We start from the raw sequence: 22,097 nt of genomic DNA, 5'->3' as shown, positions 1-22,097 counted from the left end.
ATCGTGCCCCTGACACTGGCCTCCCAACTGCGGGGTCACGGGAGGCGCGGGCCCGGTGGGCAACTCCCCGGAGGGAGCGCCGTGTGGTGCTCGGGCGGCATACGACGAACTCTATGGAGTTGGTGGTGCTTCAGTGGTGCTGTACCGCTGGGGGTACAGGTGTGTCGTATGCGGGGCCTGACAGGACTGAGACTCTGCCGTAACCGGCCGCCGGGTGGCAATTCTGTGTTGCGTGTGAAAGCTCACATCCCGTTTGCTCCAGGGGATTTCCGGAAAGCTCCACACGCCGAGACGCCGCCCGGCTAGGCTCTTGGCCTTTGCCGGACGGCGTCAACTGCGCTGCGGGACGGGTCAGATGTGACCTTCCTCCAGCATTTCGGTCACAAGCGCCGCGATCTGGGACCTCTCGGACCGCGTCAGCGTGACGTGGGCGAACAGCGGGTGCCCCTTCAGCTTCTCCACGACCGCGACGACACCGTCGTAGCGACCGACCCGCAGATTGTCCCGTTGCGCCACGTCATGGGTCAGAACGACCCGCGAATTGGAGCCGATCCGGGACAGAACGGTCAGCAGGACGTTCCGTTCGAGCGACTGCGCCTCGTCCACGATCACGAACGCGTCGTGCAGCGAGCGGCCCCGGATGTGGGTGAGCGGCAGGACTTCCAGCATGCCGCGCGCGGTGACCTCCTCGATGACCTCGCGGCTGGTGACCGCCGAGAGCGTGTCGAAGACGGCCTGCGCCCACGGGCTCATCTTCTCCGCCTCGGAGCCGGGCAGATAGCCCAACTCCTGGCCGCCGACCGCGTACAGCGGCCGGAAGACCATCACCTTCTGGTGCTGGCGGCGCTCCAGGACCGCCTCCAGGCCCGCGCACAGCGCCAGCGCCGACTTGCCGGTGCCGGCCCGGCCGCCCATCGAGACGATGCCGACGTCCGGGTCGAGCAGCAGGTCGAGCGCGATGCGCTGCTCGGCGCTGCGGCCCTTGATGCCGAACGCCTCGCGGTCACCGCGCACCAGGCGGACGTTGCCCTCGGCGGTGACGCGGCCGAGCGCCTTGCCGCGCTCCGACTGGATGGTCAGGCCGGTGTGCACCGGGAGGCCTGCGGCCTCCGGGACGTACACATGCCCTTCCTCGAAGAGGATGTCCACCTGCTCGCCCGGCAGGGTGAGTTCGGACATCCCGGTCCAGCCGGAGTTCTCCGTGATGGCGAGTTCGGCGCGGTACTCCTCGGCGAGGAGGCCCACGGACGAGGCCTTGATCCGGAGCGGCAGGTCCTTCGACACGACGGTGACGTCGTACCCCTCGGCCTGTAGGTTGCGGGCCACCGCGAGGATGCGGGAGTCGTTGTCCCCCAGGCGGTAGCCGCTGGGCAGCACGCTGGGGTCCGAGTGGTTGAGCTCGACCCGTACGGTCCCGCCGAGTTCCCCGATCGGGATGGGGGCGTCGAGGCGGCCGTTCTTCACCCGGTAGTCGTCCAGCAGGCGCAGGGCCTGCCGGGCGAAGTAGCCGAGCTCAGGATGGTGCCTCTTGGCCTCCAGCTCCGTGACCACGACGATCGGGAGCACGACCTCGTGCTCGTCGAAGCGGGTCAGGGCGTTCGGGTCGGCCAGCAGGACGCTGGTGTCGAGAACATAGGTGCGCCGGTCTGGCTTGTGGCGCTTTGTGCTGGTCACCACGGAAGGACGTACCCCCTCGGATGAGGTCGGGGAGCGACGAGGTGGAAGCTGGGCCGGGAGGGTGGGAAAATTCCCGCCCGGGAGGGTGGGAAGAATCCCGTCCGGGAGGGTGGGGAAAATCCCGCCCGCGAGGGCGGGAATGCCCCGTCCGGCAGGACGGGCACTGACCAGGCCGGCCGCCGGCCCTCGCACACGGCGGGCCGGGGACCGGCCCTCCGCGGCTGCTTCCGTGCAGTGACCGCACGGTCGGGCTGGTGCAAAGGGCCTCCCGGGCGGACGGCCCCGTGCCGCCCGCTGAGATCCGACGCCCGTGGTTCGGGCGTCAACCTGTCTGGCTTATGCCCTCGAACATGCGCCGCCATGCAAATGCGGCCAACAGCGCACCGGTGAACTCCTGGTGACGTCCTCGCGAACCGGGGCGCACGACAACGCCCCGTCACCGGGCGGCGACGGGGCGTGCGGCGGGGGTCAGCCGCCGTAACGGCGGTGACGTGCGGCGTAGTCGCGCAGCGCGCGCAGGAAGTCGACCTTCCGGAAGGCCGGCCAGAACACCTCGCAGAAGTAGTACTCCGAGTGAGCGGTCTGCCAGAGCATGAATCCGGACAGCCGCTGTTCGCCGCTGGTGCGGATGACGAGGTCCGGGTCGGGCTGCGCGCTGGTGTAGAGGTGACGGCCGATCATGTCGACGTCGACGGACTCGGCGAGGTCCTCCATCGCCACGCCCCGGTCCTGCGCGTCGAGCAGCATGGACCGCACGGCGTCGGCGATCTCCTGCCGGCCGCCGTAGCCGATGGCCACGTTGACCACTATTCCGTCGACGTGGGCGGTGGCCTCCTCGGCCTCCTTCAGGGTGTGCTGCATTCCGCCCGGCAGCAGGTCGAGCGCGCCCACATGGTGGACCCGCCAGCGGCCGTCGGCGGCGAGGGAGCGGACGACGTCCTCGATGATGCCGAGCAGGGGGACGAGTTCCTCCTGCGGCCGGTCGAAGTTGTCCGTGGACAGCAGCCAGAGGGTGACGACCTCGACGTCGGTCTCGGTGCACCAGCCGAGGAACTCCTCGATCTTCTCCGCGCCGGCCCGGTGGCCGTGGACGGTGGTCGAGCCGGACGCCTTCGCCCAGCGGCGGTTGCCGTCCATGATGACGCCGATGTGCTTGGGCACCTGATCGTGGTCCAGGTGGCCCTCCACGCGGCGTGCGTAGAGCCTGACGAGCAGGCTGCGCAGGGTGTCGCGCAGGTTCACGTGGCCCTCCGGGGGATTGGCGGGAGAGATGGGTGCCGGAGCCGTGCGGCGCCTGAGGCGTTGAGCCTACCGGTGCTTGGGGCTTGCCACGGCCCGGGGTTTGGGAGTGAGGGGTTCGTGCGGGTTCGTCGTCGGCTGCGGGTGGGCGGGCTGCGGGTCGGGGGCTGCGGGTCGGTGGGGGTCTTCGCACCCACGCGGCGGGGCCGCATGCCGGACACAGCCCCGCGCCTTCCCTGAGGGGGACGCCGACCCGGTGCCGAGCGGTTCCGGAGTGCGGGCAGAAAAAACGGGCCGGTCCGTGGGGGGGAGACGGACCGGCCCGAGGGGGGGGTTTCCACCATAACCCTTCGTAAGGGATGGTGGGTGCATCGGCGTGGAACAACTACTCTCCGAAATCATGCGGCGACGCCCCGGCGACTGCGGAATCCTGGATTCAGGGGTGGCCCATGGCTGGTTCACAGTGGAATCACAGGGAAAACGGGTCGGATACGAAGGTATTCGGAAGAGTTCGTAAGCTTTAGGCCAGTTTGGGGACTCTGCGGTGACTTGTCCGCACATCCCCCCGACGGGCTACCCGGCCCGCTAACGGCGGCTTGACGGTTCCGCCACGGCGCCGCACGGAGATCGGACAGGCTCACGGCACCGCGCAGCCCCCTCCACTGCGCGGTACCGGCCGCGCTGCTTTGCTCACGCGAATTACCTTGGTCTGAACTTACGTGACACGTGGGACGGATGTGAACCCGAGCGCATAACAATGTGGAAACCCCGGGCGAACTCCGCGTGAACCGCGCCCGTTTCCGCCCCGTTTCTCCTGTCCGGCCCGACCGTCAGCGGACCGGCTTGCGGGCGTCGAAAAGATGCCGGGTGCTGTGCGCCACGAAGGGGCCCTCCCGCTCGATCCGCTCGTGCAGCGCGCGGAGTTGGGGCTCGTACGCCGCCACCGTGAAGTCGGGGACCATCCACACCACCTTGCGCAGGAAGTGCACGACGGCGGCGATGTCGTGGAACTCCATCCGCAGCCGCTGCGCGCGCAGCCCGACGACGTCCAGGCCGGCCGCCTCGGCCTCGGCCCGCTCGCGCTCGGGGTCCCGGCCGGCGCGCGCCTCGGCGGGCAGCGGCCCGAGGAAGTACTCGACGAGTTCGAAGACGCTGGCCGGCCCGACGTGCTGGGCGAGATATGTGCCACCGGGGCTCAGCACCCGCGCGATCTCGTCCCAGTACGGGCGCACCGGATGCCGGCTGAGCACCAGGTCGAAGGCCCCGTCGGCGAACGGCAGCGGGGCGTCGTCGGGGGCGGCGACGACCACCACACCGCGCGGCCGCAGCAGCGCGGTGGCCTTGGCGACGTTCGGCGGCCAGCCCTCGGTCGCGGCGACCGGCACCGGCCGGGCCGGCTCGTTGCGGCCCAGCGCGAAGTCCAGCACCTCACCGCCGCCGGTCTGGATGTCCAGCGCCGCCCGCGCCCGGGCCAGCCGCTCCCCCGCCAGCACGGCGTACCCCCACGAGGGCCGCTCCTCGGTGGCCCGCCCCTCGAACCACAAGAAGTCCCAGCCCTCGGTCGGCACGGCGGCGCCCTCGGCCACGAGATCCTCGAAGGAGCGGTTCGCCGACGCAGCAGTCATGCCCTCATGATCGCAGCCCGGTGTCGGCGGGGCCTGGTAATTTCCGCGCCCATGACGACCTCCGGGACGACCCGTACGCCGACGTACTGCGCCGATGAGAAGCAGACACTGCACGCGAGCCTGGACCGGCACCGGGACGCGGTGCTGTGGAAGCTGGAGGGCCTCGACGACGAGCAGCTGCGCCGGCCGATGACACCGACCGGCACCAACCTGCTGGGCCTGGTGAAGCATCTGGCGTCCGTCGAGTACGGCTGGTTCGTGGAGACGTTCGGCGGACGGGCCGAGCCGCTGTGGTTCGACCCGTACGACGACTTGCGGATCACTCCCGAGGAGACGACGGAACGGATCACCGCCTTCTACGGCCGGGCCCGCGCCGCCGCCGACGCGATGATCACGGAGCTGCCGCTGGACACCCAGGGCCGCCCGGCCTGGCGGGACATCACGGTCAGCCTGCGCTGGACGCTGGTCCACATGATCGAGGAGACCGCCCGGCACGCCGGGCACATGGACATCCTGCGGGAACTGATCGACGGCGCGACCGGCGACCACCCGCCGGCCGGGGGTACGACGGGCTGAGCGGGTGCGGACCGGCCAGGGCGTACGACGCGTCGGCGGTCGGCGGTCGGCGCGAAGGGGAGCCGCCAGGGGGCAGGAGGGTGGTGGCGGTCATGGCCGGGGGGCGGTCCGTACCAGGGGACGGACCTCCTCGGCGGTGAACCGGATGAAGCCCTCCGGGTCGGGTTCGTCGCCGGTCGGCTGGAGGACGACCGTGTCGGCACCGGCCTCGGCGAGGCGCCGTACGGCATCGGCCACGTCGGCCGCGTCGCCCGCGACCCCGAGGTCGGGCACCGACTCCAGCCCCTCGGCGACGAGTTCGGCCCGCAGCCGGGTCTCGGCGTCGGCGCCCGTGGCGGTCAGCAGGTAGGCGACGATCCGGTGCGGTTCACCGGACCGCCCGGCCTCCCGCTGCCCCTCCTCGATGAGCCGCCGCGCCTGCCGTACGCCGTCCGGCGGGGTGGCGGCGGTGAGGACGGTGCCGTCGGCCCTGGCACCGGAGAGGCGGAGGGTACGCGGCCCGGTGGCGCCGGCGAGGACCGGCACCGCCGCCTTCGGCGGCCAGTCGAGGGCGACGTCGTCCAGGGACACGTACCGCCCCCGCACGGTGAGCCGTTCGCCGGCGAGGAGCGCGCGCAGGGCGTCGAGATGCTCGCCGAGGAGGGTGAGCGGGGAGGCGGCGCGGGCGCCGACCTGGCCCATCCACTCCTGCACACCGTGTCCGACGACGAGGGTGGCGCGGCCGGGGAACATGCGGTGCAGGGACGCGGCCTCCATCGCGGTGAGGGCCGCGTTGCGCAGCGGGACGGGCAGCAGTCCGACCCCGACGCGCACCCGCTCGCTCCAGGCGAGCGCCGCGGCGGCGGTCGAGATCCCGCCCTCCCGGAAACAGTCCTCCCACAGCCACAGCTCGTCGAGCCCCGCCTCGTCGGCGGCCCGGACGACGGCCCGCAGCCGCTCGGGGGGAAGCTGGGGACGGAAGACGGCACCGAGTTCAGTCATGTCGGCCTTCCTAGTGGGGAGGAAGAGGAACGGCAACGTGTTTACGGATCAGGCGTGTCGAGCGGGAGGGACGGACGAACGGATGGGCCGACGACGCTGGCGGGACGGGCGGGGCAGGCTGGTCGTGGGCGCGGACGCGGACGCCGCCGGGCCCGGTGCGTCCGTCCCCCTGGAGATCGCCGCCTCCTACCGGGCCCGGACGAGGGGCCTGCTGGGCCGGGACACGATCGAGGGGGCGATGCTGCTGAGCCCGGCGAGCGGAGTGCACACGTTCGGGATGCGCATCCCGATCGACGTCGCCTACCTGGACCGCCGCCTGACCGTCCTCGCCGTCCGCACCATGCCCCCCGGCCGCCTGGGCCGCCCCCGCCTGCGGTCCCGCCATGTGCTGGAGGCGGAGGCGGGGTCGATGGCGGGGTGGGGGCTGCGGGCGGGGGTGCGGGTGACCGTGGAGCCCCGGTAGACCGGCCCGGGCCAGGGCGTGTCGTTCGGATCAGGCCGGCCGTGACGAGCAGTGCGGGCCGGCCGACCCGAGCGGGGTCCTGGGGCCCCTCCCGCGCGAGCGAAGCCGAGAGCGTGCCAGACCCCGCGACGCCGGGATGATCCAGACGACACCCCCTAGCTCTGGGTGCGCGGGAAGGACACCTCGACGCGGCGGTTCTTCCTCCTGCCCTCCTCGGTGGAGTTGTCGGCGATCGGGTACTGCTCGCCGTAGCCGCGGACCTCGAAGGTGATGTTCGGGTCGTTCAGGTCCTGCCCCAGGACGGCCTGGACGGCGTTGGCGCGCTGGCGGGACAGGACGTCGCCGTGGGCGGCGGAGCCGAGGTTGTCGGTGAAGCCGAAGACGCGGATCTGGGTCGCGTTCTGCTTCTTGATCTCGTCGGCGATGGTGGCGATCCGGGCCTTCGCTTCGTCGCTGAGCCTGGCACTGTCCTTGCTGAACAGGACCTCGGCCTGGAGTGCGAAGGTCACGTCCGCGTTGGTGTCCTCGCGGCGTTCGTCCCCGCTCTGGTCCTCCACGACCGACTTGATGTCCAGCACCTTGGGCGCGGCCAGGGTGGCGCCCTCGGGGAGCTTGAGGTTCGGCGAGGTGGGGTCGATCTTCACCGGGGCGGCGGCGGAGGGCGCGGTGTCGGGGGGCAGGCTGGGGCCGGTGCCGTCGGCCCGGGCCGGGGTCGCGGTGAGCAGCAGCGTGGTGGCGGCGGTGAGGGTGAGCACGAGACGGGTGGGGGTCACTGGTGCCTCACCCGGAGATCTTGATGCTGGCGGAGGTGAACGTCGGCAGCTGGAGGGTCACTTCGGTGGTGTCCGTGGGCGGCGAGGGAAATTGCATGAACACCGGTAGGGACTGGCCTCCTTGCAGCGTGCCCAGACCGGTCGTGGTGAGCGGACGGCCTTCCGTGTCGCGGAGTACGTAGTAGCGCTTCCTGCCCTTGGAGTCGACGAGGGTGGCACCGCCCAGTGACGGGCCGTTCTTGGTGATCTCGGTTTCGTTGCCGCTGAGGGCGGCCGGGATGAGCAGTTCCTTGGCCGCGTCGTTCTTCAGGTTGCCGTTCACCGTGACGAAGCCACCGGAATCACGTTGCGCGGACGTGACCTGGAGCAGCAGGCCGCCCGACCCCCTCAGTTCGGCGAGCGGCTGGTCCGACTGGCCCTCCTGGGGGCTCGGGCCGGAGTCACCCGTCTTGGAGGCGGACGACGAGCTGTGCGGCTTCTTGGCGTCATCGCCGCCGCTGCCGCCACAACCCGTCACGCCGACGGCCAGACCGGCCGCGAGAGCCCACGCGACCATCCCCCTGCGGGCCTTCGCAGTGAACCGAATGCTCATCGCTCCGCTTCCTTCGTCATTCATCGTTCGCTTGTCGGTCGGCTCGCACGGTCCGGTCGGCTCAGCCGGCCAGGTGGACGTCGAAGAGGTCCTCGGGCTTCGGAAGCCCCGCCGGATCGTCCGGCTTGGGCTGCCAGACCTTGTCCTTGCAGGTGAGTTCGGGCAGATCGGCGCCCTTGGCACCCGCGCCGGGGAGCTTGAACGTGCAAAGGGGTTCGATCTCGGCGACGGCATGCGCCGTCGACCTGACGTTCTCCGTCCCGGGCACGACGGAATGGCCGACGGACTTGTTCGTCTCCACGTCGGCCCGGTACTTCAGCAACTCCGGGGAAGAACAGGCGCTCAGCCGGGCGTCGTTCTGCGTGGCGAGCACCTGGGCCCGCCCGCATGGAGCGCCTGGGTCATCGATCCCCGCCTTGCCGTCGAGGATGTCCTGCCACTTCGTCGGGTCCAGCAGGACCTTCACCCACGCGCCCGTGAGCTGGTCACGTGTGTTCTGGGCGGCGGCGAGGGCCGCCGAATCGGCAGCTGTCTGGGCGCCGCTGCGGTTCACCGAGGCCTGGCCGACCGCGAGGTAGGCGAGAGCGAGAAAGAGCAGGCCTGCCACCACCGTGATGTAGATGGGGAAGGCCTGCCCTGCGTCGTTGCGCGGAGAGATCAGCCGCCGGTGACCTGGGCGATCTTGGTCCGGATCGCATCGAAGATCGTCTGCCCGATGCTCGTACCCGTGATCGCCAGCACGATCGCCACGACCACCGCGATGATGCCGAGGTACTCCACCGCGGTCTGGCCCCGGTCGCTGCGGGCGGCGCGGGTCTGCAGGTACGCGACGGTGGTGTTGAACCATTTGCTCACGGTTTTCCCCTCCAGCTTCGCCTCCGATCCGGGCACCGTACGGCCGGACGCGGTGGTCGTCACAGGGCCCCTGGGCCCAACTCCAGGCCCACTCCCCCATGTCACGCCACCCCCAGCCACTTCGCCGCGGCCTGGGATCTGGTGGCGGTCTGGAGCTTGGCGAAGATGCGGTTGATGTGGTTCTTGACCGTCTTCTCGCTGATGAAGCAGGTGGCGGCGATCTGCTGGTTGGTCATGCCGGACGCGATGAGGTCCATGATCTCCGCCTCCCTCGTACTCAGCCGGTACCGGGACCGGGACGACTGTCCCATAGAGGGTTGCATATGCGAAAGCGGTTTGGTTGAGCTTTCCCGTAAAATAAGGGGGAGTTGGGGGTTCACATGTGCAGATGCACTCGACTGGATCCCTTCCAGCAACGCCTTCGCCGCCCCCGGTGTCACGTGCGGCCGGCCCTCGTGCACATCCCGTACGGCCCGCACCAACTGCTCCGTGGTGAACTCGCCGTGCACCAGATAGCCTCCCGCCCCCAGCCGCAACGCCTCCCGCACCGTCTCCGTCTCGTGGCTGTAGGTGAGCATCATGACCGGGGCCAGCCGCACCAGGTGCGGCAATGCCGAGATTCCGTCGGTCCCCGGCATCCGGACGTCGAGGAGGACGACGTCGGGGCGGTGCCGCAGCGCCGCCTCGTAGGCCTCGCGGCCGTCCGTCGCCTCCGCCACCACCGTGGTGTCCGCGCGTCCGGACAGCAGGGCCGTCAGGCCCGCCCGGACCACGGGGTTGTCGTCGGCCACCAGCAGCCGCAGCGGCGGGGCGACGTCCGTGCGCGGCGGGAAGGGGTTCATCGCTGCCTCCTCTCGGGCCCGGCCACGATCGGCAGGGGAAGTTCCACGCGTACCTCCGTGCCCCGTTCCCGGTCGCCCCGGCCGATCCGGATCCGGGCGCCCGTCTGTGCCGCCCGCTCGACCATGCCGAGCAGACCGAAGTGGCCCGAGGCGCGGAGCCGGTCCAGGGTCGTGTCCGGCGGCAGGCCGGTGCCGTCGTCGAGGACCGACAGGCGCAGCAGGGCGCCGTGGATCTCCGCCCGCACCTCGACGTGGGTCGCGGACGCGTGCCGGTGGACGTTCTCCAGCGCCTCCGCCGTGATGGACAGCAGGTGGCGGGCCAGGGGGGAGGGCAGGGCGAGGGGTGTGGTGTCCGGGGGCGGGAGGGTGCACGTCACCGGTAGTCCCGTGCGGGCCGTGAAGTCGTGGGCGTACGACCGCAGTTCGGGCCACAGCGGCGTCCGGTCCCGGGCCTCGGCCACTGCTTGCCCGCCCTCCGGCGCCGCCTCCCGGCGCAGATCCCGCAGCAGCTCTCTCGACTCCGTCGCCGCCCTGCGCGCCGAACGGGACACCAGGCCGGCCTCGGACCTGATGCGGGCCGGGTCGGGGGACTCGGCCGAGGCGGTGGCGGCCAGGCCGTCGGCCGCGAGGGCCACGCCGTACAGGGTCTTGGCCACGGAGTCGTGCATCTCGCGGGCCAGCCGGGCACGCTCGGCGCTCACCGCCTCCGCCGCCGCGAGGCGCGCCTGGGTCGCCGTCAGGGCCTGGGTCGCGGCGCCGAAGCGGAGCATCAGGCCGCGCAGGGTCGAGCCCATGGCGCCGGAGATGACGCACAGGCCGGGCAGGAGCAGGGCCTCGGCGACCGGTGCGTGCCGGTCGGCCTTCAACGTGGCGTGGACCAGCAGCAGGATCAGGCCCTGGAGGGAGGCGAAGCAGGCCGCGCCCCGCCAGCTGTAGACCAGCCCGGCCAGCAGCGGGGTGCACACGCTGACGTAGGCCAGGGTCGTGTCCGGGCCGGCCGAGACGAGGAGGAGGGAGCCTAGGAGGGTGTCGGCGGCGAGGAGGCTGGGGTGGCGCAGCAGGAGGGGGCCGAAGCGTTCCCAGTCGCGGAAGAGGACGTAGGACACCATGAAGGTGACGACCACGGCCACGCCGACCAGGCGGACGCCCAGTCCCGGGGCCGCGTGGAGCAGGGCCGCCGGTGCCGCCAGGGCGATCATCGCCAGCCGGAACCCGAAGACCTGCCGGCACATCGCCTGGAGCGCACTGACCTGGATCTTCTCGGAGGGTTCGGCCTGCCGCGCCGCCGGCCCGGCCGCAGTCGTCGCCGCGGCCACCGCCTTCGGCCGACGCAGGAACCAGCCACCGATCCCGGTCAGCCGTCCCCCGCGTCGGCGACCGACCCCGGTCAACCGCCCCCCGGACCGGCCACCGCCTCCCGTCAGCCACCACCCGAACCAGCCGCCAATCCCCCTCAGCCACCCCGCGACCGCCCTCACCCGCCCCCCGGCCAGGGCACCGGCACCCGGCCACTCGCCCGCAGGTCCCCCGCTCCGCTCCGTCGCGCCGGCCACCGTCACCTCCGTCTCACTTCCCCGTGAGCGAGCCGAAGTCCACGCCGGAGCCCAGGATCAGGCCGGCGCCCAGCAGGAGCATCGTCGCCGGGACCATGAACGTGGTGATCATCAGCGTGGCCTTCGGTACCGCGCGGGCGGCCTTGCGGCGGGCGTTCTGGGCGTCGGTGCGGCGCATGTCCTTCGCCAGGGAGACGAGCGTGTCGACGATCGGCGCGCCCAGCTCCTCGCCCTGCTGGAGTGCCGTCACGAACATCGCCACCTGCTCGGAGTCGTTGCGCCGCCGCAGCTCCGCGAAGGCCTGGCGGCGGCTCATGCCGAGGTCCATCTGGCGCAGGGTGATGCGCAGTTCGTCGGCCCAGGGGCCCTCGTAGTGGGAGGCCACCCGGTCCAGGGCCTGGCGGAAGCCGAGTCCGGCGCTGACCACGACCGCGAGCACGTCGAGGAAGTCGGGCAGGGTGCGCTCGATGACGTCCTTGCGGACGCGGATCGCCGACCAGATGCCGACCTCCGTCCAGAACGCGCCGAAGAGCAGCAGCAGTATGGCGACGAACCACTGGCCGCGCAGGAGGAAGACCACGAAGCCGACGAGGCCGAGCGCGCCGTAGACCGCCCGCCGGGCCGCGTAGCGGTCTATGGTCAGGCCGCCGGGGTTGCCCGCGAGGTCGATCTTGCGGCGGTACCTGGCGACCAGGCGCGGGCCCATCAGGCGCAGCACGGCGGGGGCGTAGCGCATGCCCATGCGGTCGATGACCGAGCCGACCGCGCCGGTGCGGGTGGCGCCGACCTCCAGGGCGACGGCGAGGTCGCCGGGAAGCCTGGCGTCCGCGCGGTACATGCGGAGGCCGGCGAAGGCGCCCCAGACGCCGAGCCCCATCAGCAGCGCGAGCAGGATTCCCACCATCGGGCTCACTGTCGGACCCCCCATCGGATCGTCCGCCCCCTCACACGTCGATCCGGCTCAGGCGCCGGATGAGGACGAAGCCGACGGCGTACATCGCGAAGGCGACGACCACGCAGGCCTGACCGATCGATGAGCCGGTCATGCGGTCCAGCGCGCCGTCCTTGACGCCGTTCATCAGGAACAGCGCGCCGACGCCGAGGACGGGGACGGCGTACGAGGTCATGGTCACCTGGGAGAGCTGGGTGCGGATCTCGCGTCTCGTCTCCTTGCGCTCCTCCAGGGTTTCGGTGAGGTTCCGCAGGGCGGACACGACCTGGCCGCCCGCCCGGTTCGACAGCACCAACGTCGTGACCAGGACGACCAGTTCGCGGGACGGCAGCCGGTCGGCCAGCTCGCCCAGCGCGTCGTCCAGGGACTGACCGATCGCCAACTGGTCGGAGACCTTGGCCAGTTCCTGGCCCGCCGGGGCCTCCAGTTCTTCCGCCGCCATGCCGATCGCGGTGCGCAGGGCGAGGCCGGCCTGGGTGGCGTTGGCCAGGATGCGGGCCAGTTCGGGGAGTTGGCCGATGAAGCGCTCGATGCGTTTCTGGCGCTGCCAGTTGAGGAACTGCACGGCCACGCCGATGCCGAGCAGGCCGGCCAGCGGGCCGAAGAAGGGGGCCAGGGTCGCCTGGCCGATCAGCCAGAGCGCGGCGACCACGGCGAGCATGTAGACGAAGAACTCGCCCGGGGTGACGTCCAGTCCGGTGGCGGCGAGCCGCCGTTCCAGCCAGCGGCCGAAGCGGGTACGGCGCAGTCGCCGGTCCACGTCACGGAAGCGGCGCCGACGGCCGCCGGCCGACTCCGGGCCCGCGTGGGTGAGCCGGTCCACGAGGGCCGCGCGCTGGGCCCGGCCCGCGGCGTAGGCGTGCAGCCCGGCCACCGCCAGGGCGCAGGCCAGCAGCGTCACACCGGTGGTGAGCTGGACGAGGGTGTGCAGTTCCATGGTCCTGGTCCTACCTGGCTTCTCGGGTGGTGAGCTGGGCCGCCGTGTGGGCCACGCCGAAGGCCTGCGGGAGGGGCTGGCTCGCCATGTAGAGGCGGTCGGCGGTGCGGCGCGGGAGGGGGAAGTACTGGAAGCTGCCGTGGACGCGGCCGTCCGGCGTCATCGGCTGGGCGTCGAAGCGGGCGACCGTCGCCAGCCGGTACGGCTCCCCGCCGTGGCTGTCGAGCACGGCGATCTCGGTGATGCGGCGGGCGCCGTCGGCGAACCGGGTGAGCTGGACGATGACGTCGACGGCGCTGTTGATCTGGTCGTGCAGCGCGACGAAGGGGACCTCGACGTCGGACATGGAGGCGAGGGTCTGGAGCCGGGTCAGCGCGTCCTCGGCGCTGTTGGCGTGCACGGTCGCGAGCGAGCCGTCGTGGCCGGTGGACATCGCCTGGAGCATGTCGAGGGACTCGCCGCCGCGGACCTCGCCGACCACGATCCGGTCGGGGCGCATGCGCAGCGAGTTGCGGACGAGGTCGCGGATGGTGACGTGGCCCTTGCCCTCGACGTTCGGCGGGCGGGACTCCAGGCGGACCACATGGGTCTGCTGGAGCTGGAGTTCGGCGGAGTCCTCGATGGTGATGATGCGCTCGTGGGAGGGGATGAGTCCGGAGAGGGCGTTGAGCAGGGTCGTCTTGCCGGTGCCGGTGGCGCCCGAGACGATGATGTTGAACTTCGCCTGCACCAGCCCGGCCAGCAGATACACCATGTGCTCGTCCAGCGAGCCGAAGGAGATCAGCTCCTGGAGGGTGAAGGAGCGCGGGAAGCGGCGGATGGTGAGGATCGGGCCGGTCAGGGACAGCGGCGGGATGATGACGTTGACGCGCTCGCCGGAGGGGAGGCGGGCGTCCACCATCGGGTTCGACTCGTCGACCCTTCTGTTCACCGTCGAGACGATCCGCTCGATGGTCTGCATCAGCTGGTCGGCGGAGACGAAGCGCAGCGGCAACTGCTCGACGCGGCCCCCGCGCTCGACGAAGATCGCGTCGGGGCCGTTCACCATGATCTCGGTGATCGACGCGTCCTCCAGCAGCGGCTCCAGGATGCCGAGGCCGAGCGCCTCGTCCACCACGCGGCGGATCAGCTGGGCGCGCTCGACCGTCGACAGCACCGGGCCCTCGCGGCTGATGATGTGTCCGAGCACGCGCTCCAGCCGCGCCCGGCGTTCGGCCGCCGCGAGCGAGCTCATCTCCGCGAGGTCGATCTCCTCCAGCAGCTTGGCCCGGTAGGAGGCGACCAGGTGTCCGTCCTCGCCCCGGCTGCCGTGCTCCTCCGGAGTGCCGATGCGTGCCCGCAGGCTCATGGAATCGCTTCTCCCGGGTCAGTGGTCGAGGGGCATGGTGGCGGTCTTGGTGGCGTCGCCGAAGTCCCAGACGATCTTCGGGATGCGGACGGTGGCCGTGACGGTCACGGAGTCGCCGCCGGAGCCGGACGAGCAGCTCACCGTGATGCCGCTGCTGACGGCTCCGGCGCAGGCCTGCTGGGCGTCCTGGCGCAGGGAGGCGGCCCGCGCCCCGGCCCGGGCCGCCGTACCGGCCTGCTCGGCGGCGTAGGCGACGACGCCGATCTGGATCCCGGCCAGCGCGACGATCAGCAGGACGGGGATGAACCCCAGGTATTCGATGGCCACTTGGCCGCTGTCCCGGCCACGAAGGCGACGGCGGTACGGCATCTCAGTCCTTCACCTCCTCCACGGCACCGGCGTGCCCGTGCACGGTGAGGGGGAAGTCGACGGAGCCGGGGAAGAGGACGGGGACCTTGACGCCCACGTCCACGGTCACATAGCCGCTCTGGTCGCAACCGCTCACACTGGCACCCCCTCGCCACGCCCCCGACAGATGCTTCAGTGCCGCCTGCCGGCACACCCCGTACCGCTCCCCCCGCGGCGCCGCCGTCCCCGCCCGCACCCCCTCGTCCGCAGCATTCCCCGCGAGCGTGAAGGCGTACCCCACGAGCACGGCCTGCCACATGAGCACCAGGGTGAGAATGATCAGCGGTGTCATCCCGAGGAACTCGATGCTCACCTGCCCCCTGTCCCCGCCGGGCCTCCTCATCGCCCGCTCACTCCTTTCGCCGCCGGAATCCCACCGCGCCCCGTCCGCCGCCCCGATGGCCCTCCTCAGCCGCCGCCTTCACGAGGCCCAGCTCTCCGGCGAGCGCCCACAGCGCCTGCTTCACGGTGCTCCTGCCGTCGAGTTCATGGACCCGTCCCGCGTCCACGACGGCCTGAAGTTCCTTGAAATTGGCGGGTACGGCGGTGCGCGCGAGCGCCGTGCCCGTGATGCGCCGGACGAGCGCGGGCTGGATCTCCGCGCTGCGCGCCAGCCGGTTGACGACGGTCGTCGTCTCCTCGGCCTTGCGGATCTGGAGCCGGTCCCACATCCGTACGGTCCGTTTGGCGGCGCGTACGGCGATCACGTCCGGGGTCGTGACCAGCAGCGCGGTGTCGGCCATCTCCACGGCCGCCGCACCCGCGCCGCTCAGCTGGGCCCCGCAGTCGACGACGACGACCTCGTAGCGGGAGCGCAGGGCGCGGACGATCTGCCGGGCGGCGCGGTCGCCGACCTCCTCGCCGCGTTCTCCCTCGGCCGGGGCGAGGAGCAGGGCGAGCCCGGTGTCGTGGCGGAAGACGGCGTCGGCGAGGACGCGGGGCGAGATGTCGGTGATCGCGGCCAGGTCGGCGACGGACCGGCGGAACTGGATGTCCAGGTAGGAGGCGATGTCCCCGGTCTGGAGGTCCAGGTCGACCAGGGCGGTGGGCCGGCCGGAGGCCTGCGCGGCGAGGGCGAGCTGGACGGCGGCCAGCGTCGTGCCCACTCCCCCCTTGGCGCCGCTGACCGTGACGACGGTACCGCCGACGCCGCCCAGCACGTCGGTGCCGTGGCCGAGATGGCGCCGTACCCCGGTCGACCACTGGGCGACGGCCTGGACGCGGCTGGCGAGTTCCTCGTACGACAGCGGGAGGGCGACCAGGCCTCGGGCGCCGGCGTCCATGGCGGCGGCGAACAGCCCGGGGCTCGCGTCGGTGGTGACGAGGATGACGCCGACGGCCGGGAAGCGGAGCGCGACCTCGCGGATCAGATCGAGGGCCGCGACCGGGCCGACCCGCTCATGGACGACGACGACCTCCGGCAGTTCCTCCACGGACTCGGCGGCGAGCCGGGCGAGGGTGTCGACGAGCTGGGTGGAGTCGACGACGGGCGGCTGCGGCTCGGCGTCGGGGAGCTGGCTGAGGAGGGTGACGAGGGAGCGGACGGCGTCGGGGTCCGCACCGGCCGGGAGGATCCTGGTGGGCATGCGGGCCGCCTCTCACTTGTCCGTCGCGAGTTGGTACGTGCGGTCCTTGTCCGGAACGCTGGTCTCGCTGCCGGGGGCCACCAGGGCGAGCCGCACGCGCTGGGCGAAGGACTCGGCGTAGGTGATGCGCTGGGCGTCGAGGGTGGACAGCGCGAAGGTGATCGGGACGGCCTCGCTGGGCTGGCTCTGACTCTGGCTCTGGGTCTGGTTCTTGGTGGAGTCGTCGAGGGCGGTGATGCGGCCGACGTCGAGGACCCGGGCGTTGGTGACGATGATCTTCGACTGGTCGGGATCACCGTTGTTCTTCCCGGCGAAGGTGGCGTACACGTTGACCCGGGAGCCCGGAGTGATCTTTCCCGCGACCCCGGTCGCCGCGTCGATCATGATGGCGACCTCCTGCTGTCCGGGCTGGAGGGCGGGCTGGTCGACGATCATGTCGTTCTGGAGGAGCGACCCGGCGTGCAGGGTGGTGACGGCGATCTTGCCCTGGATCTGCCGCAGGTCGGTGACGGCGTTGGCGGACAGCCACCGCTTCGGCATCTCGATCTTCTCGAACTGGCCGGTGTCCAGGGCGGTGTACGGCTTCACGTCGGACCTGACCCGATAGGCGCTGACCTCGGGCCCGACCTTGGAATTGACGTTGTGGACGACGGAGAGCACGCCGGCGAACGCGCCGAGAGCGCACAGGACCGACAGGATCAGCAGTATCACGCCGCGGCGCTGACGGGAGTTCATGAACCGTGCAACCTCGTTGGGGGAATCGGTCGAGCGGGATACGAGTCTGTTTTCCGGGGCCGGTCAGGCGGGCGAGCGCTGTTCCAGGGCGCGGGGTGCGGCGGGTTCGTGGGCGGGCGGGGTGGCGGAGCAGAAGACGCACAGGTCGCCGATGACGTCCAGGCCGCACCAGTGACAGCTGGTCTGCCGTACGGAGGTGACCAGTTGGTAGAGGACCGACAGATCGGCGAGGTAGCCGCAGAACTCGATCACGCGGCCGGTGCCCCACCAGTCCCGGGACTCGGCGGGCAGCGGGACCTCGCGCACCCCGTGCACGCTCCACTGCCCGCCGAGTCCGCCGACCCACTCGCTCTGCAACTGCCCCTTGGCGACGAGCATCCAGGTGCTGAACTCGGGCCCCTTGAGCGTGGCTTCGGGCGCGATCTTGACGAGCTGCGGCTCGGGGTGGGCCAGCACGGCGAACTGGCTGCCCGGCACCCAGGATCTGGCGTGGGCCTTGAGCCCGACCGGCACCCGGTCCAGGCGCGCGACCGAGCCCAGCACCGCCCCGGCGTGGAGGTAGTGGGTGAGCAGCCGCCCGGCGGAGGCGAGGATCCCCGGGCTCAGATCGCAGGAGGCGAGCTGGCGCAGCTGCCGGGCGAGCACGGCGATGCCGAGCGGGGGCAGTTCGGGCCGGAAGAAGGCGACGCGGTCGCTCTCCAGCAGTGAGCGCAGGGTGTACAGCCGTTGCATGACGCTCGCGGGCGTGGCGCTGGAACAGACCACGACGAGGTACCCGTACTGCTCGATCAGGGCGTGGAGTTCCACGACCGCCTGCTCCAGCGGCTTCTGGTCGATACCGCTCAGCACGACGGCGGGCACGGTCCGTTCGTCCTGAGCCGGCAGTGCCATGTCGGCACTGGTCACGGCAATGGCAGTTGGCACGCGCAGCTCCCCGCTCTTCACACCCGCCGGCCGTCCGGGGCCACTCCCGTTCCGCCGGGACGACTTCACTGCGTGACTACCTGAGCACTGTATCCACGGCCGTATGGCCGGAGAACAGCGTTTGTGAAGCTCGCGTGGAACTCTCTCGGCACAAGTACCGCGCAAGTCCCGCCAAAACAGGACAGGTTGAGCGAGGTTGCGAAATCCATTTTGGTCTGGACCTCTTGACACCCGAATTGGTCTGGACCAAATTGTCAGCCCAGCGACGGCAACCATCCCTCCCCCCATCTCCCCATCTCCCTCCCGGAGGCCCCAGTGGAGCGCGCACCAGACACAGGCATACCCGGATACGGATACGGCAGACGGCGCATGACCCTGCTGTGGTCGGCCGTCACGACCCTGGCCCTGTCGGTCGCGGGCCTCACGGCGACCGCCGCCCCGGCAGCCGCGGCGGACGTCAACAACGCGACGAACGCGGGCTTCGAGTCGGGCCTGAGCGGCTGGACGTGCACGGCGGGCAGCGGCACGACCGTCTCCTCCCCGGTCCACAGCGGCTCGTCGGCACTGAAGGCGACCCCGGCCGGCCAGGACGACGCCCAGTGCACCGAGGCGGTCGCGGTCGCGCCCAACTCGACGTACACGCTGAGCGCGTGGGTGCAGGGCGGGTACTCCTACCTGGGCGTGACGGGCACGGGCACGACGGACGTCTCCACCTGGACCCCCGACACGACCACCTGGAAACAGCTGTCGACGACCTTCACCACCGGCGCGTCAACGACCTCGGTCACGGTGTACACGCACGGGTGGTACGGCCAGGCGGCCTACTACGCCGACGACGTCTCGGTCTACGGCCCCGACGGCGGCGGGGGCGGAGGCGGCACCCCGCCCCCCACGGTCCCGGCGACCCCGACCGGCCTGTCGGTCTCGTCCACCACGTCCTCCTCGGCCACCCTCTCCTGGTCCCCGGTGTCGGGCGCGACGGGCTACGACGTGTACCAGGACGGCACGAAGGCGACGGCGGTGACCGGCACGTCGGCGACGCTGACGGGCCTGTCGGCCGCCACGTCCTACTCCTTCCAGGTGTCGGCGACGAACGCGGCGGGCGAGTCGGCGAAGTCGACGGCGGTGACGGCGACGACGTCCTCCGGACCGAGCGGCGGAGGAGGCGGGGGTGTGCTGCCGAAGCACGCGGTGACCGGCTACTGGCAGAACTTCAACAACGGCGCGACGGTCCAGAAACTCTCCGACGTCCCCTCCTCCTACGACATCATCGCGGTGGCCTTCGCGGACGCGACGACGACGCCGGGCGCGGTGACCTTCAACCTCGACTCGGCCGGCCTCGGCGGCTACACCGTCGACCAGTTCAAGGCGGACATCAAGGCGAAGCAGGCGGCCGGCAAGAAGGTCGTCATCTCGATCGGAGGCCAGAACGGCACGGTGTCGGTGAGCGACTCGACGTCGGCGGCGAACTTCGCGAACTCCGTCTATGCGCTGATGCAGACGTACGGCTTCGACGGCGTCGACATCGACCTGGAGAACGGCCTCGACGCGACGTACATGACACAGGCGCTGCGCGCCCTGTCCGCCAAGGCCGGCTCGTCCTTCGTCCTCACCATGGCCCCGCAGACGATCGACATGCAGTCGACGTCGAACTCGTACTTCCAGACGGCCCTGAACGTGAAGGACATCCTGACGGTCGTCAACATGCAGTACTACAACAGCGGTTCCATGCTGGGCTGCGACGGCAAGGTCTACAGCCAGGGCTCGGTCGACTTCCTGACCGCCCTCGCCTGCATCCAGCTCCAGGGCGGCCTCTCCCCGTCCCAGGTGGGCCTCGGCCTCCCCGCCTCGACGAGCGCGGCGGGCAGCGGCTACGTGTCGCCGACCGTGGTGAACAACGCCCTCGACTGTCTGACGGCCGGCACGAACTGCGGCACCTTCAAACCGTCCAAGACCTACCCCGACCTCCGGGGCGCGATGACCTGGTCCACGAACTGGGACGCGGCATCGGGCAACGCGTGGTCGAGCCCGGTGGGGGCGCATGTGCATGCGCTGCCGTGAGGTGAGACAGCGGTAGTGGCGACGCCCGGGCCTTTGGGGTCCGGGCGTCGCTGCCTGTCGCGAGCGGTGACGGCCGCAAAGCTCCGGCTCACCCCTCGGCGAACAGCTCCGCCGCGTCCGTGGCGTGTACGGCCCGCTGGGCCCAGATTTCGAGCTGGTTGAGGTCCGTGCAGGCTTCGACTCGCTCGCGGATGGTGCCGGGGACCGGGATACCGCGCCGTTCCAGGACGCGGAGGACCGTCTCGCGACTCTTTTGGACGAGCCCTTCTTCCCGTCCTTCCTCGCGTACCTGCTCGGCCAGCGGGTGTCGCCAGAAGTACTGGATCGCGGTCATCAGGTCCCTCCGCATCTGCTTCGCCCGGGGGTCGGTCAGGCATGAGTCGATGAACTGCACGAAGACGGCGGCGCTGTCGGGGTCGATGGTCCGCAGGGCGGCGGCCAGGGATTCCGGTACGGCCGGAGCCTGCGGGCCACGCCCGTGTGTCATCCGGGCGCGGAAACAGGGCGGAGATCCTCGTCAATGGCCTGACGGTCCGTCAATGCGATTCCCGCGCCGCCTGGGACGGCACGACCCGCTGGTCACGGCCGACCGCACCCGCAACCCACCGGTGCAGAATCCGGCAGGGACTTCGGTGCTCGTGTCCGGAGCGCAAGCCACTGGTGCCGACGCGCCGGCTCGGACAAGCTGCGGCACATGGACTGGACGCCCCTGCTCTCCACACTGACCGGTGCCGTCATCGGCATCGCAGCCACTCTGATCGCCGATCGCAACCGGTGGCGGCGGGAGGAGGCCAGGCACGCGCTGGAAGTACGGCGCGAGGTGTACACGGAGTATGTTTCCGCCCTCAAAGCCGCAGGTGAGGAGATACGGGCCGTCGCTCTGGGCGACCACATGTCCGAGTCGGCGCGCGACGCGGCGGTGCGGGAGGCCGTGCGCGGCACCGGCATCTACACGGCAAGCGAACGCCTCTGGCTCGTGGGCCCGCCGCAGGTCGTGGAGGCGGGTAACGAGGCGTTCCACTGCCTGCGCGCGCTCCGTGACGCCTATGCCTGTGGAGTGGCTGTCGGCTCCGCCGACGACGCGCCCCTGATAGAGCGGCGACGCAAGGCCATGGCGCAGATGCGTCGCCTCATGCGTGAGGACCTGGGCATCGGACCCCTCGGAATCGAGTGATGGGTCTCCAGCCCGAGCTCGGCCCAGCCTCGCGAGGTCCCCGCCCACGGCGGCGAGCAAAACGAGTGGAAGGTGTGGGCGGCGTATTTCTGCTCGCTCGCGCAGGACAGCCTGTCGAAGGAGACCGAGTCGCCGTCACCGAGGCCCAACTCGTCCACTGAGGAACCGCCGGTCGGGCACGACCCCGACCGGCGCGCGTTCCGTCTCCGCCTACTCGCCGTCCTCGAAGTACGCGTCCAGCACCGCGTCGATCTGCTCGTCCCACTCCTTGAAGCGGGACTTCGACGCCGCCTCGATCTCGATCGGGTACCAGCGGCGCTCGGGGGTGTGGACCGTGATCGTGTAGCGCTTGCCGAAGCGGGGGGACTCCGTCTCGACCGCCGCGATCTCGTCCCAGCGGAACTCGCAGGACTCCTCGTCGAGGCGGAGGCGGACGCCCTTGCGGTCGGCCACTATCCGCGCCCGGCGGTCGGACGCCTCGAAGACCGGGCCGTCGCCGTCAGCGGCATCGCTGTCCGTGGTGCCGTCGGCCGTGACGTCGTCCGGCGTGGCGGTACCGGCCGCCTCCTCCGACTTCTCCGGAGCCGGAGCCGGATCCGGGTCCGGGTCCGGCTTCGCCTCCTTCGGCGTCGACGTGTCCGCCTTGGCCGGAGCCGTGAGCCCCGGGATGAAGGCCGGGTCGAAACCGGCGCCCGTGACGGGCTCGGTCTTCAACGGCTCGGCCTTCGACGGCTTGCTGCTCGCTCCTGTGCGCTGCTCCACGGCGGCAGTATGGACGACTTCCCTGTGCCGGAAC

The 22,097-nt window shown here is 71.1% G+C and carries 24 protein-coding genes; 4 read left to right on the top strand and 20 right to left on the bottom strand.

Annotation, left to right across the window (positions count from 1 at the left end; all coding sequences use genetic code 11):
• Positions 1 to 351 precede the first annotated feature (351 nt).
• The 3 genes from phoH2 to AC4OXY_RS30770 all read right to left on the bottom strand — a co-directional run bounded on the left by phoH2 (position 352) and on the right by AC4OXY_RS30770 (position 4,541).
• On the bottom strand, positions 352 to 1,677 hold the full coding sequence (phoH2, locus tag AC4OXY_RS30780; RefSeq protein ID WP_356026404.1) for an RNA 5'-3' helicase PhoH2: 1,326 nt from the start codon (positions 1,675 to 1,677) through the stop codon (positions 352 to 354).
• 468 nt (positions 1,678 to 2,145) lie between these two features.
• On the bottom strand, positions 2,146 to 2,919 hold the full coding sequence (locus tag AC4OXY_RS30775) for an isoprenyl transferase (RefSeq protein WP_356026401.1): 774 nt from the start codon (positions 2,917 to 2,919) through the stop codon (positions 2,146 to 2,148).
• 827 nt (positions 2,920 to 3,746) lie between these two features.
• Positions 3,747 to 4,541: a methyltransferase domain-containing protein gene (locus AC4OXY_RS30770; protein ID WP_491991426.1), complete on the bottom strand. Its 795-nt coding sequence runs from the start codon at positions 4,539 to 4,541 to the stop codon at positions 3,747 to 3,749.
• A 51-nt stretch (positions 4,542 to 4,592) separates the two neighbouring features.
• On the opposite strand from AC4OXY_RS30770, the gene AC4OXY_RS30765 reads away from it, so the two are divergent.
• Complete coding sequence (locus AC4OXY_RS30765) at positions 4,593 to 5,117, top strand: DinB family protein (RefSeq protein WP_356026397.1); 525 nt, start codon at positions 4,593 to 4,595, stop codon at positions 5,115 to 5,117.
• Positions 5,118 to 5,207: 90 nt separating this feature from the next.
• On the opposite strand, the gene AC4OXY_RS30760 is transcribed toward AC4OXY_RS30765, so the two are convergent.
• Entirely contained in the window at positions 5,208 to 6,098 is an 891-nt protein-coding gene (locus AC4OXY_RS30760; protein ID WP_356026395.1) for an LLM class flavin-dependent oxidoreductase, read from the bottom strand.
• Positions 6,099 to 6,180: 82 nt separating this feature from the next.
• Between AC4OXY_RS30760 and AC4OXY_RS30755 the strand changes: the two genes are divergently transcribed.
• Positions 6,181 to 6,561 carry a DUF192 domain-containing protein gene (locus tag AC4OXY_RS30755; protein ID WP_356026392.1) on the top strand — a complete coding sequence of 127 codons (381 nt, stop codon included), beginning with the start codon at positions 6,181 to 6,183 and terminating at the stop codon, positions 6,559 to 6,561.
• A 155-nt stretch (positions 6,562 to 6,716) separates the two neighbouring features.
• Here the strand turns inward: AC4OXY_RS30755 and AC4OXY_RS30750 are convergent, their stop codons facing one another.
• From AC4OXY_RS30750 to AC4OXY_RS30685, 14 genes are all read right to left on the bottom strand, one after another.
• The gene (locus AC4OXY_RS30750) at positions 6,717 to 7,334 is read right to left on the bottom strand and encodes an OmpA family protein (RefSeq protein ID WP_362818405.1); all 618 of its coding nucleotides are present in this window, start codon (positions 7,332 to 7,334) and stop codon (positions 6,717 to 6,719) included.
• Between the two features lie 7 nt (positions 7,335 to 7,341).
• The gene (locus tag AC4OXY_RS30745) at positions 7,342 to 7,926 is read right to left on the bottom strand and encodes a hypothetical protein (RefSeq protein ID WP_491991425.1); all 585 of its coding nucleotides are present in this window, start codon (positions 7,924 to 7,926) and stop codon (positions 7,342 to 7,344) included.
• A 61-nt stretch (positions 7,927 to 7,987) separates the two neighbouring features.
• Entirely contained in the window at positions 7,988 to 8,584 is a 597-nt protein-coding gene (locus tag AC4OXY_RS30740) for a pilus assembly protein TadG-related protein (protein ID WP_491994664.1), read from the bottom strand.
• Positions 8,584 to 8,781 (bottom strand): Flp family type IVb pilin, encoded by a 198-nt coding sequence (locus AC4OXY_RS30735; protein ID WP_071381377.1) that lies wholly within the window; start codon positions 8,779 to 8,781, stop codon positions 8,584 to 8,586. The genes AC4OXY_RS30740 and AC4OXY_RS30735 overlap by 1 nt, the downstream gene beginning before the upstream one ends.
• Positions 8,782 to 8,882: 101 nt before the next feature.
• Positions 8,883 to 9,623, bottom strand: coding sequence for a response regulator (locus AC4OXY_RS30730; RefSeq protein WP_402063895.1), 741 nt, complete (start codon positions 9,621 to 9,623; stop codon positions 8,883 to 8,885).
• On the bottom strand, positions 9,620 to 10,855 hold the full coding sequence (locus tag AC4OXY_RS30725; protein ID WP_491994663.1) for a sensor histidine kinase: 1,236 nt from the start codon (positions 10,853 to 10,855) through the stop codon (positions 9,620 to 9,622). Before AC4OXY_RS30725 ends, AC4OXY_RS30730 begins: the two co-directional genes overlap by 4 nt.
• A 334-nt stretch (positions 10,856 to 11,189) precedes the next feature.
• The gene (locus tag AC4OXY_RS30720; protein WP_356026576.1) at positions 11,190 to 12,077 is read right to left on the bottom strand and encodes a DUF5936 domain-containing protein; all 888 of its coding nucleotides are present in this window, start codon (positions 12,075 to 12,077) and stop codon (positions 11,190 to 11,192) included.
• A 43-nt stretch (positions 12,078 to 12,120) separates the two neighbouring features.
• Positions 12,121 to 13,065, bottom strand: coding sequence for a type II secretion system F family protein (locus AC4OXY_RS30715; protein WP_491991424.1), 945 nt, complete (start codon positions 13,063 to 13,065; stop codon positions 12,121 to 12,123).
• Positions 13,066 to 13,075: 10 nt separating this feature from the next.
• Positions 13,076 to 14,413 (bottom strand): TadA family conjugal transfer-associated ATPase, encoded by a 1,338-nt coding sequence (locus tag AC4OXY_RS30710; protein WP_356026377.1) that lies wholly within the window; start codon positions 14,411 to 14,413, stop codon positions 13,076 to 13,078.
• A gap of 18 nt (positions 14,414 to 14,431) precedes the next feature.
• Positions 14,432 to 14,782, bottom strand: a complete 351-nt coding sequence (locus tag AC4OXY_RS30705) for a TadE/TadG family type IV pilus assembly protein (protein ID WP_356026374.1) — start codon at positions 14,780 to 14,782, stop codon at positions 14,432 to 14,434.
• A 1-nt stretch (position 14,783) separates the two neighbouring features.
• Positions 14,784 to 15,164, bottom strand: coding sequence for a TadE family protein (locus AC4OXY_RS30700; RefSeq protein ID WP_376291260.1), 381 nt, complete (start codon positions 15,162 to 15,164; stop codon positions 14,784 to 14,786).
• Between the two features lie 7 nt (positions 15,165 to 15,171).
• The gene (locus AC4OXY_RS30695) at positions 15,172 to 16,407 is read right to left on the bottom strand and encodes a CpaE/TadZ family protein (RefSeq protein WP_491991423.1); all 1,236 of its coding nucleotides are present in this window, start codon (positions 16,405 to 16,407) and stop codon (positions 15,172 to 15,174) included.
• A 12-nt stretch (positions 16,408 to 16,419) separates the two neighbouring features.
• Complete coding sequence (gene cpaB, locus AC4OXY_RS30690; protein ID WP_491991422.1) at positions 16,420 to 17,142, bottom strand: Flp pilus assembly protein CpaB; 723 nt, start codon at positions 17,140 to 17,142, stop codon at positions 16,420 to 16,422.
• A 63-nt stretch (positions 17,143 to 17,205) separates the two neighbouring features.
• Positions 17,206 to 18,033: a hypothetical protein gene (locus AC4OXY_RS30685; RefSeq protein ID WP_356026574.1), complete on the bottom strand. Its 828-nt coding sequence runs from the start codon at positions 18,031 to 18,033 to the stop codon at positions 17,206 to 17,208.
• A gap of 402 nt (positions 18,034 to 18,435) precedes the next feature.
• On the opposite strand from AC4OXY_RS30685, the gene AC4OXY_RS30680 reads away from it, so the two are divergent.
• Positions 18,436 to 20,127 carry a chitinase gene (locus tag AC4OXY_RS30680; protein ID WP_491991421.1) on the top strand — a complete coding sequence of 564 codons (1,692 nt, stop codon included), beginning with the start codon at positions 18,436 to 18,438 and terminating at the stop codon, positions 20,125 to 20,127.
• Positions 20,128 to 20,215: 88 nt separating this feature from the next.
• Here AC4OXY_RS30680 and AC4OXY_RS30675 read toward each other — a convergent pair whose 3' ends face one another.
• Positions 20,216 to 20,614 carry a hypothetical protein gene (locus AC4OXY_RS30675; protein ID WP_491991420.1) on the bottom strand — a complete coding sequence of 133 codons (399 nt, stop codon included), beginning with the start codon at positions 20,612 to 20,614 and terminating at the stop codon, positions 20,216 to 20,218.
• A 207-nt stretch (positions 20,615 to 20,821) separates the two neighbouring features.
• Between AC4OXY_RS30675 and AC4OXY_RS30670 the strand changes: the two genes are divergently transcribed.
• On the top strand, positions 20,822 to 21,301 hold the full coding sequence (locus AC4OXY_RS30670; RefSeq protein ID WP_491991419.1) for a hypothetical protein: 480 nt from the start codon (positions 20,822 to 20,824) through the stop codon (positions 21,299 to 21,301).
• Between the two features lie 210 nt (positions 21,302 to 21,511).
• On the opposite strand, the gene AC4OXY_RS30665 is transcribed toward AC4OXY_RS30670, so the two are convergent.
• Positions 21,512 to 22,063 carry a hypothetical protein gene (locus AC4OXY_RS30665; protein ID WP_491991418.1) on the bottom strand — a complete coding sequence of 184 codons (552 nt, stop codon included), beginning with the start codon at positions 22,061 to 22,063 and terminating at the stop codon, positions 21,512 to 21,514.
• Positions 22,064 to 22,097 lie beyond the last annotated feature (34 nt).

Source organism: Streptomyces sp. HUAS MG56, from assembly GCF_058673395.1.
The sequence above is the reverse complement of the archived record's forward strand: the minus strand, read 5'-3'. Positions and strand labels throughout refer to the sequence as shown.

Bases quoted from the DNA above. Each gene is read 5' to 3' on its own strand.
- AC4OXY_RS30670 (WP_491991419.1), top strand. From the start codon at position 20,822: ATGGACTGGACGCCCCTGCTCTCCACACTGACCGGTGCCGTCATCGGC.
- AC4OXY_RS30755 (WP_356026392.1), top strand. From the start codon at position 6,181: ATGGGCCGACGACGCTGGCGGGACGGGCGGGGCAGGCTGGTCGTGGGC.
- AC4OXY_RS30710 (WP_356026377.1), bottom strand. From the start codon at position 14,413: ATGAGCCTGCGGGCACGCATCGGCACTCCGGAGGAGCACGGCAGCCGG.
- AC4OXY_RS30745 (WP_491991425.1), bottom strand. From the start codon at position 7,926: ATGAGCATTCGGTTCACTGCGAAGGCCCGCAGGGGGATGGTCGCGTGG.
- AC4OXY_RS30685 (WP_356026574.1), bottom strand. From the start codon at position 18,033: ATGGCACTGCCGGCTCAGGACGAACGGACCGTGCCCGCCGTCGTGCTG.
- cpaB (WP_491991422.1), bottom strand. From the start codon at position 17,142: ATGAACTCCCGTCAGCGCCGCGGCGTGATACTGCTGATCCTGTCGGTC.
- AC4OXY_RS30675 (WP_491991420.1), bottom strand. From the start codon at position 20,614: ATGACACACGGGCGTGGCCCGCAGGCTCCGGCCGTACCGGAATCCCTG.
- AC4OXY_RS30765 (WP_356026397.1), top strand. From the start codon at position 4,593: ATGACGACCTCCGGGACGACCCGTACGCCGACGTACTGCGCCGATGAG.
- AC4OXY_RS30705 (WP_356026374.1), bottom strand. From the start codon at position 14,782: ATGCCGTACCGCCGTCGCCTTCGTGGCCGGGACAGCGGCCAAGTGGCC.
- AC4OXY_RS30770 (WP_491991426.1), bottom strand. From the start codon at position 4,541: ATGACTGCTGCGTCGGCGAACCGCTCCTTCGAGGATCTCGTGGCCGAG.
- AC4OXY_RS30730 (WP_402063895.1), bottom strand. From the start codon at position 9,623: ATGAACCCCTTCCCGCCGCGCACGGACGTCGCCCCGCCGCTGCGGCTG.
- AC4OXY_RS30695 (WP_491991423.1), bottom strand. From the start codon at position 16,407: ATGCCCACCAGGATCCTCCCGGCCGGTGCGGACCCCGACGCCGTCCGC.
- AC4OXY_RS30680 (WP_491991421.1), top strand. From the start codon at position 18,436: ATGACCCTGCTGTGGTCGGCCGTCACGACCCTGGCCCTGTCGGTCGCG.
- AC4OXY_RS30700 (WP_376291260.1), bottom strand. From the start codon at position 15,164: ATGAGGAGGCCCGGCGGGGACAGGGGGCAGGTGAGCATCGAGTTCCTC.
- AC4OXY_RS30760 (WP_356026395.1), bottom strand. From the start codon at position 6,098: ATGACTGAACTCGGTGCCGTCTTCCGTCCCCAGCTTCCCCCCGAGCGG.
- AC4OXY_RS30715 (WP_491991424.1), bottom strand. From the start codon at position 13,065: ATGGAACTGCACACCCTCGTCCAGCTCACCACCGGTGTGACGCTGCTG.
- AC4OXY_RS30725 (WP_491994663.1), bottom strand. From the start codon at position 10,855: ATGTGCCGGCAGGTCTTCGGGTTCCGGCTGGCGATGATCGCCCTGGCG.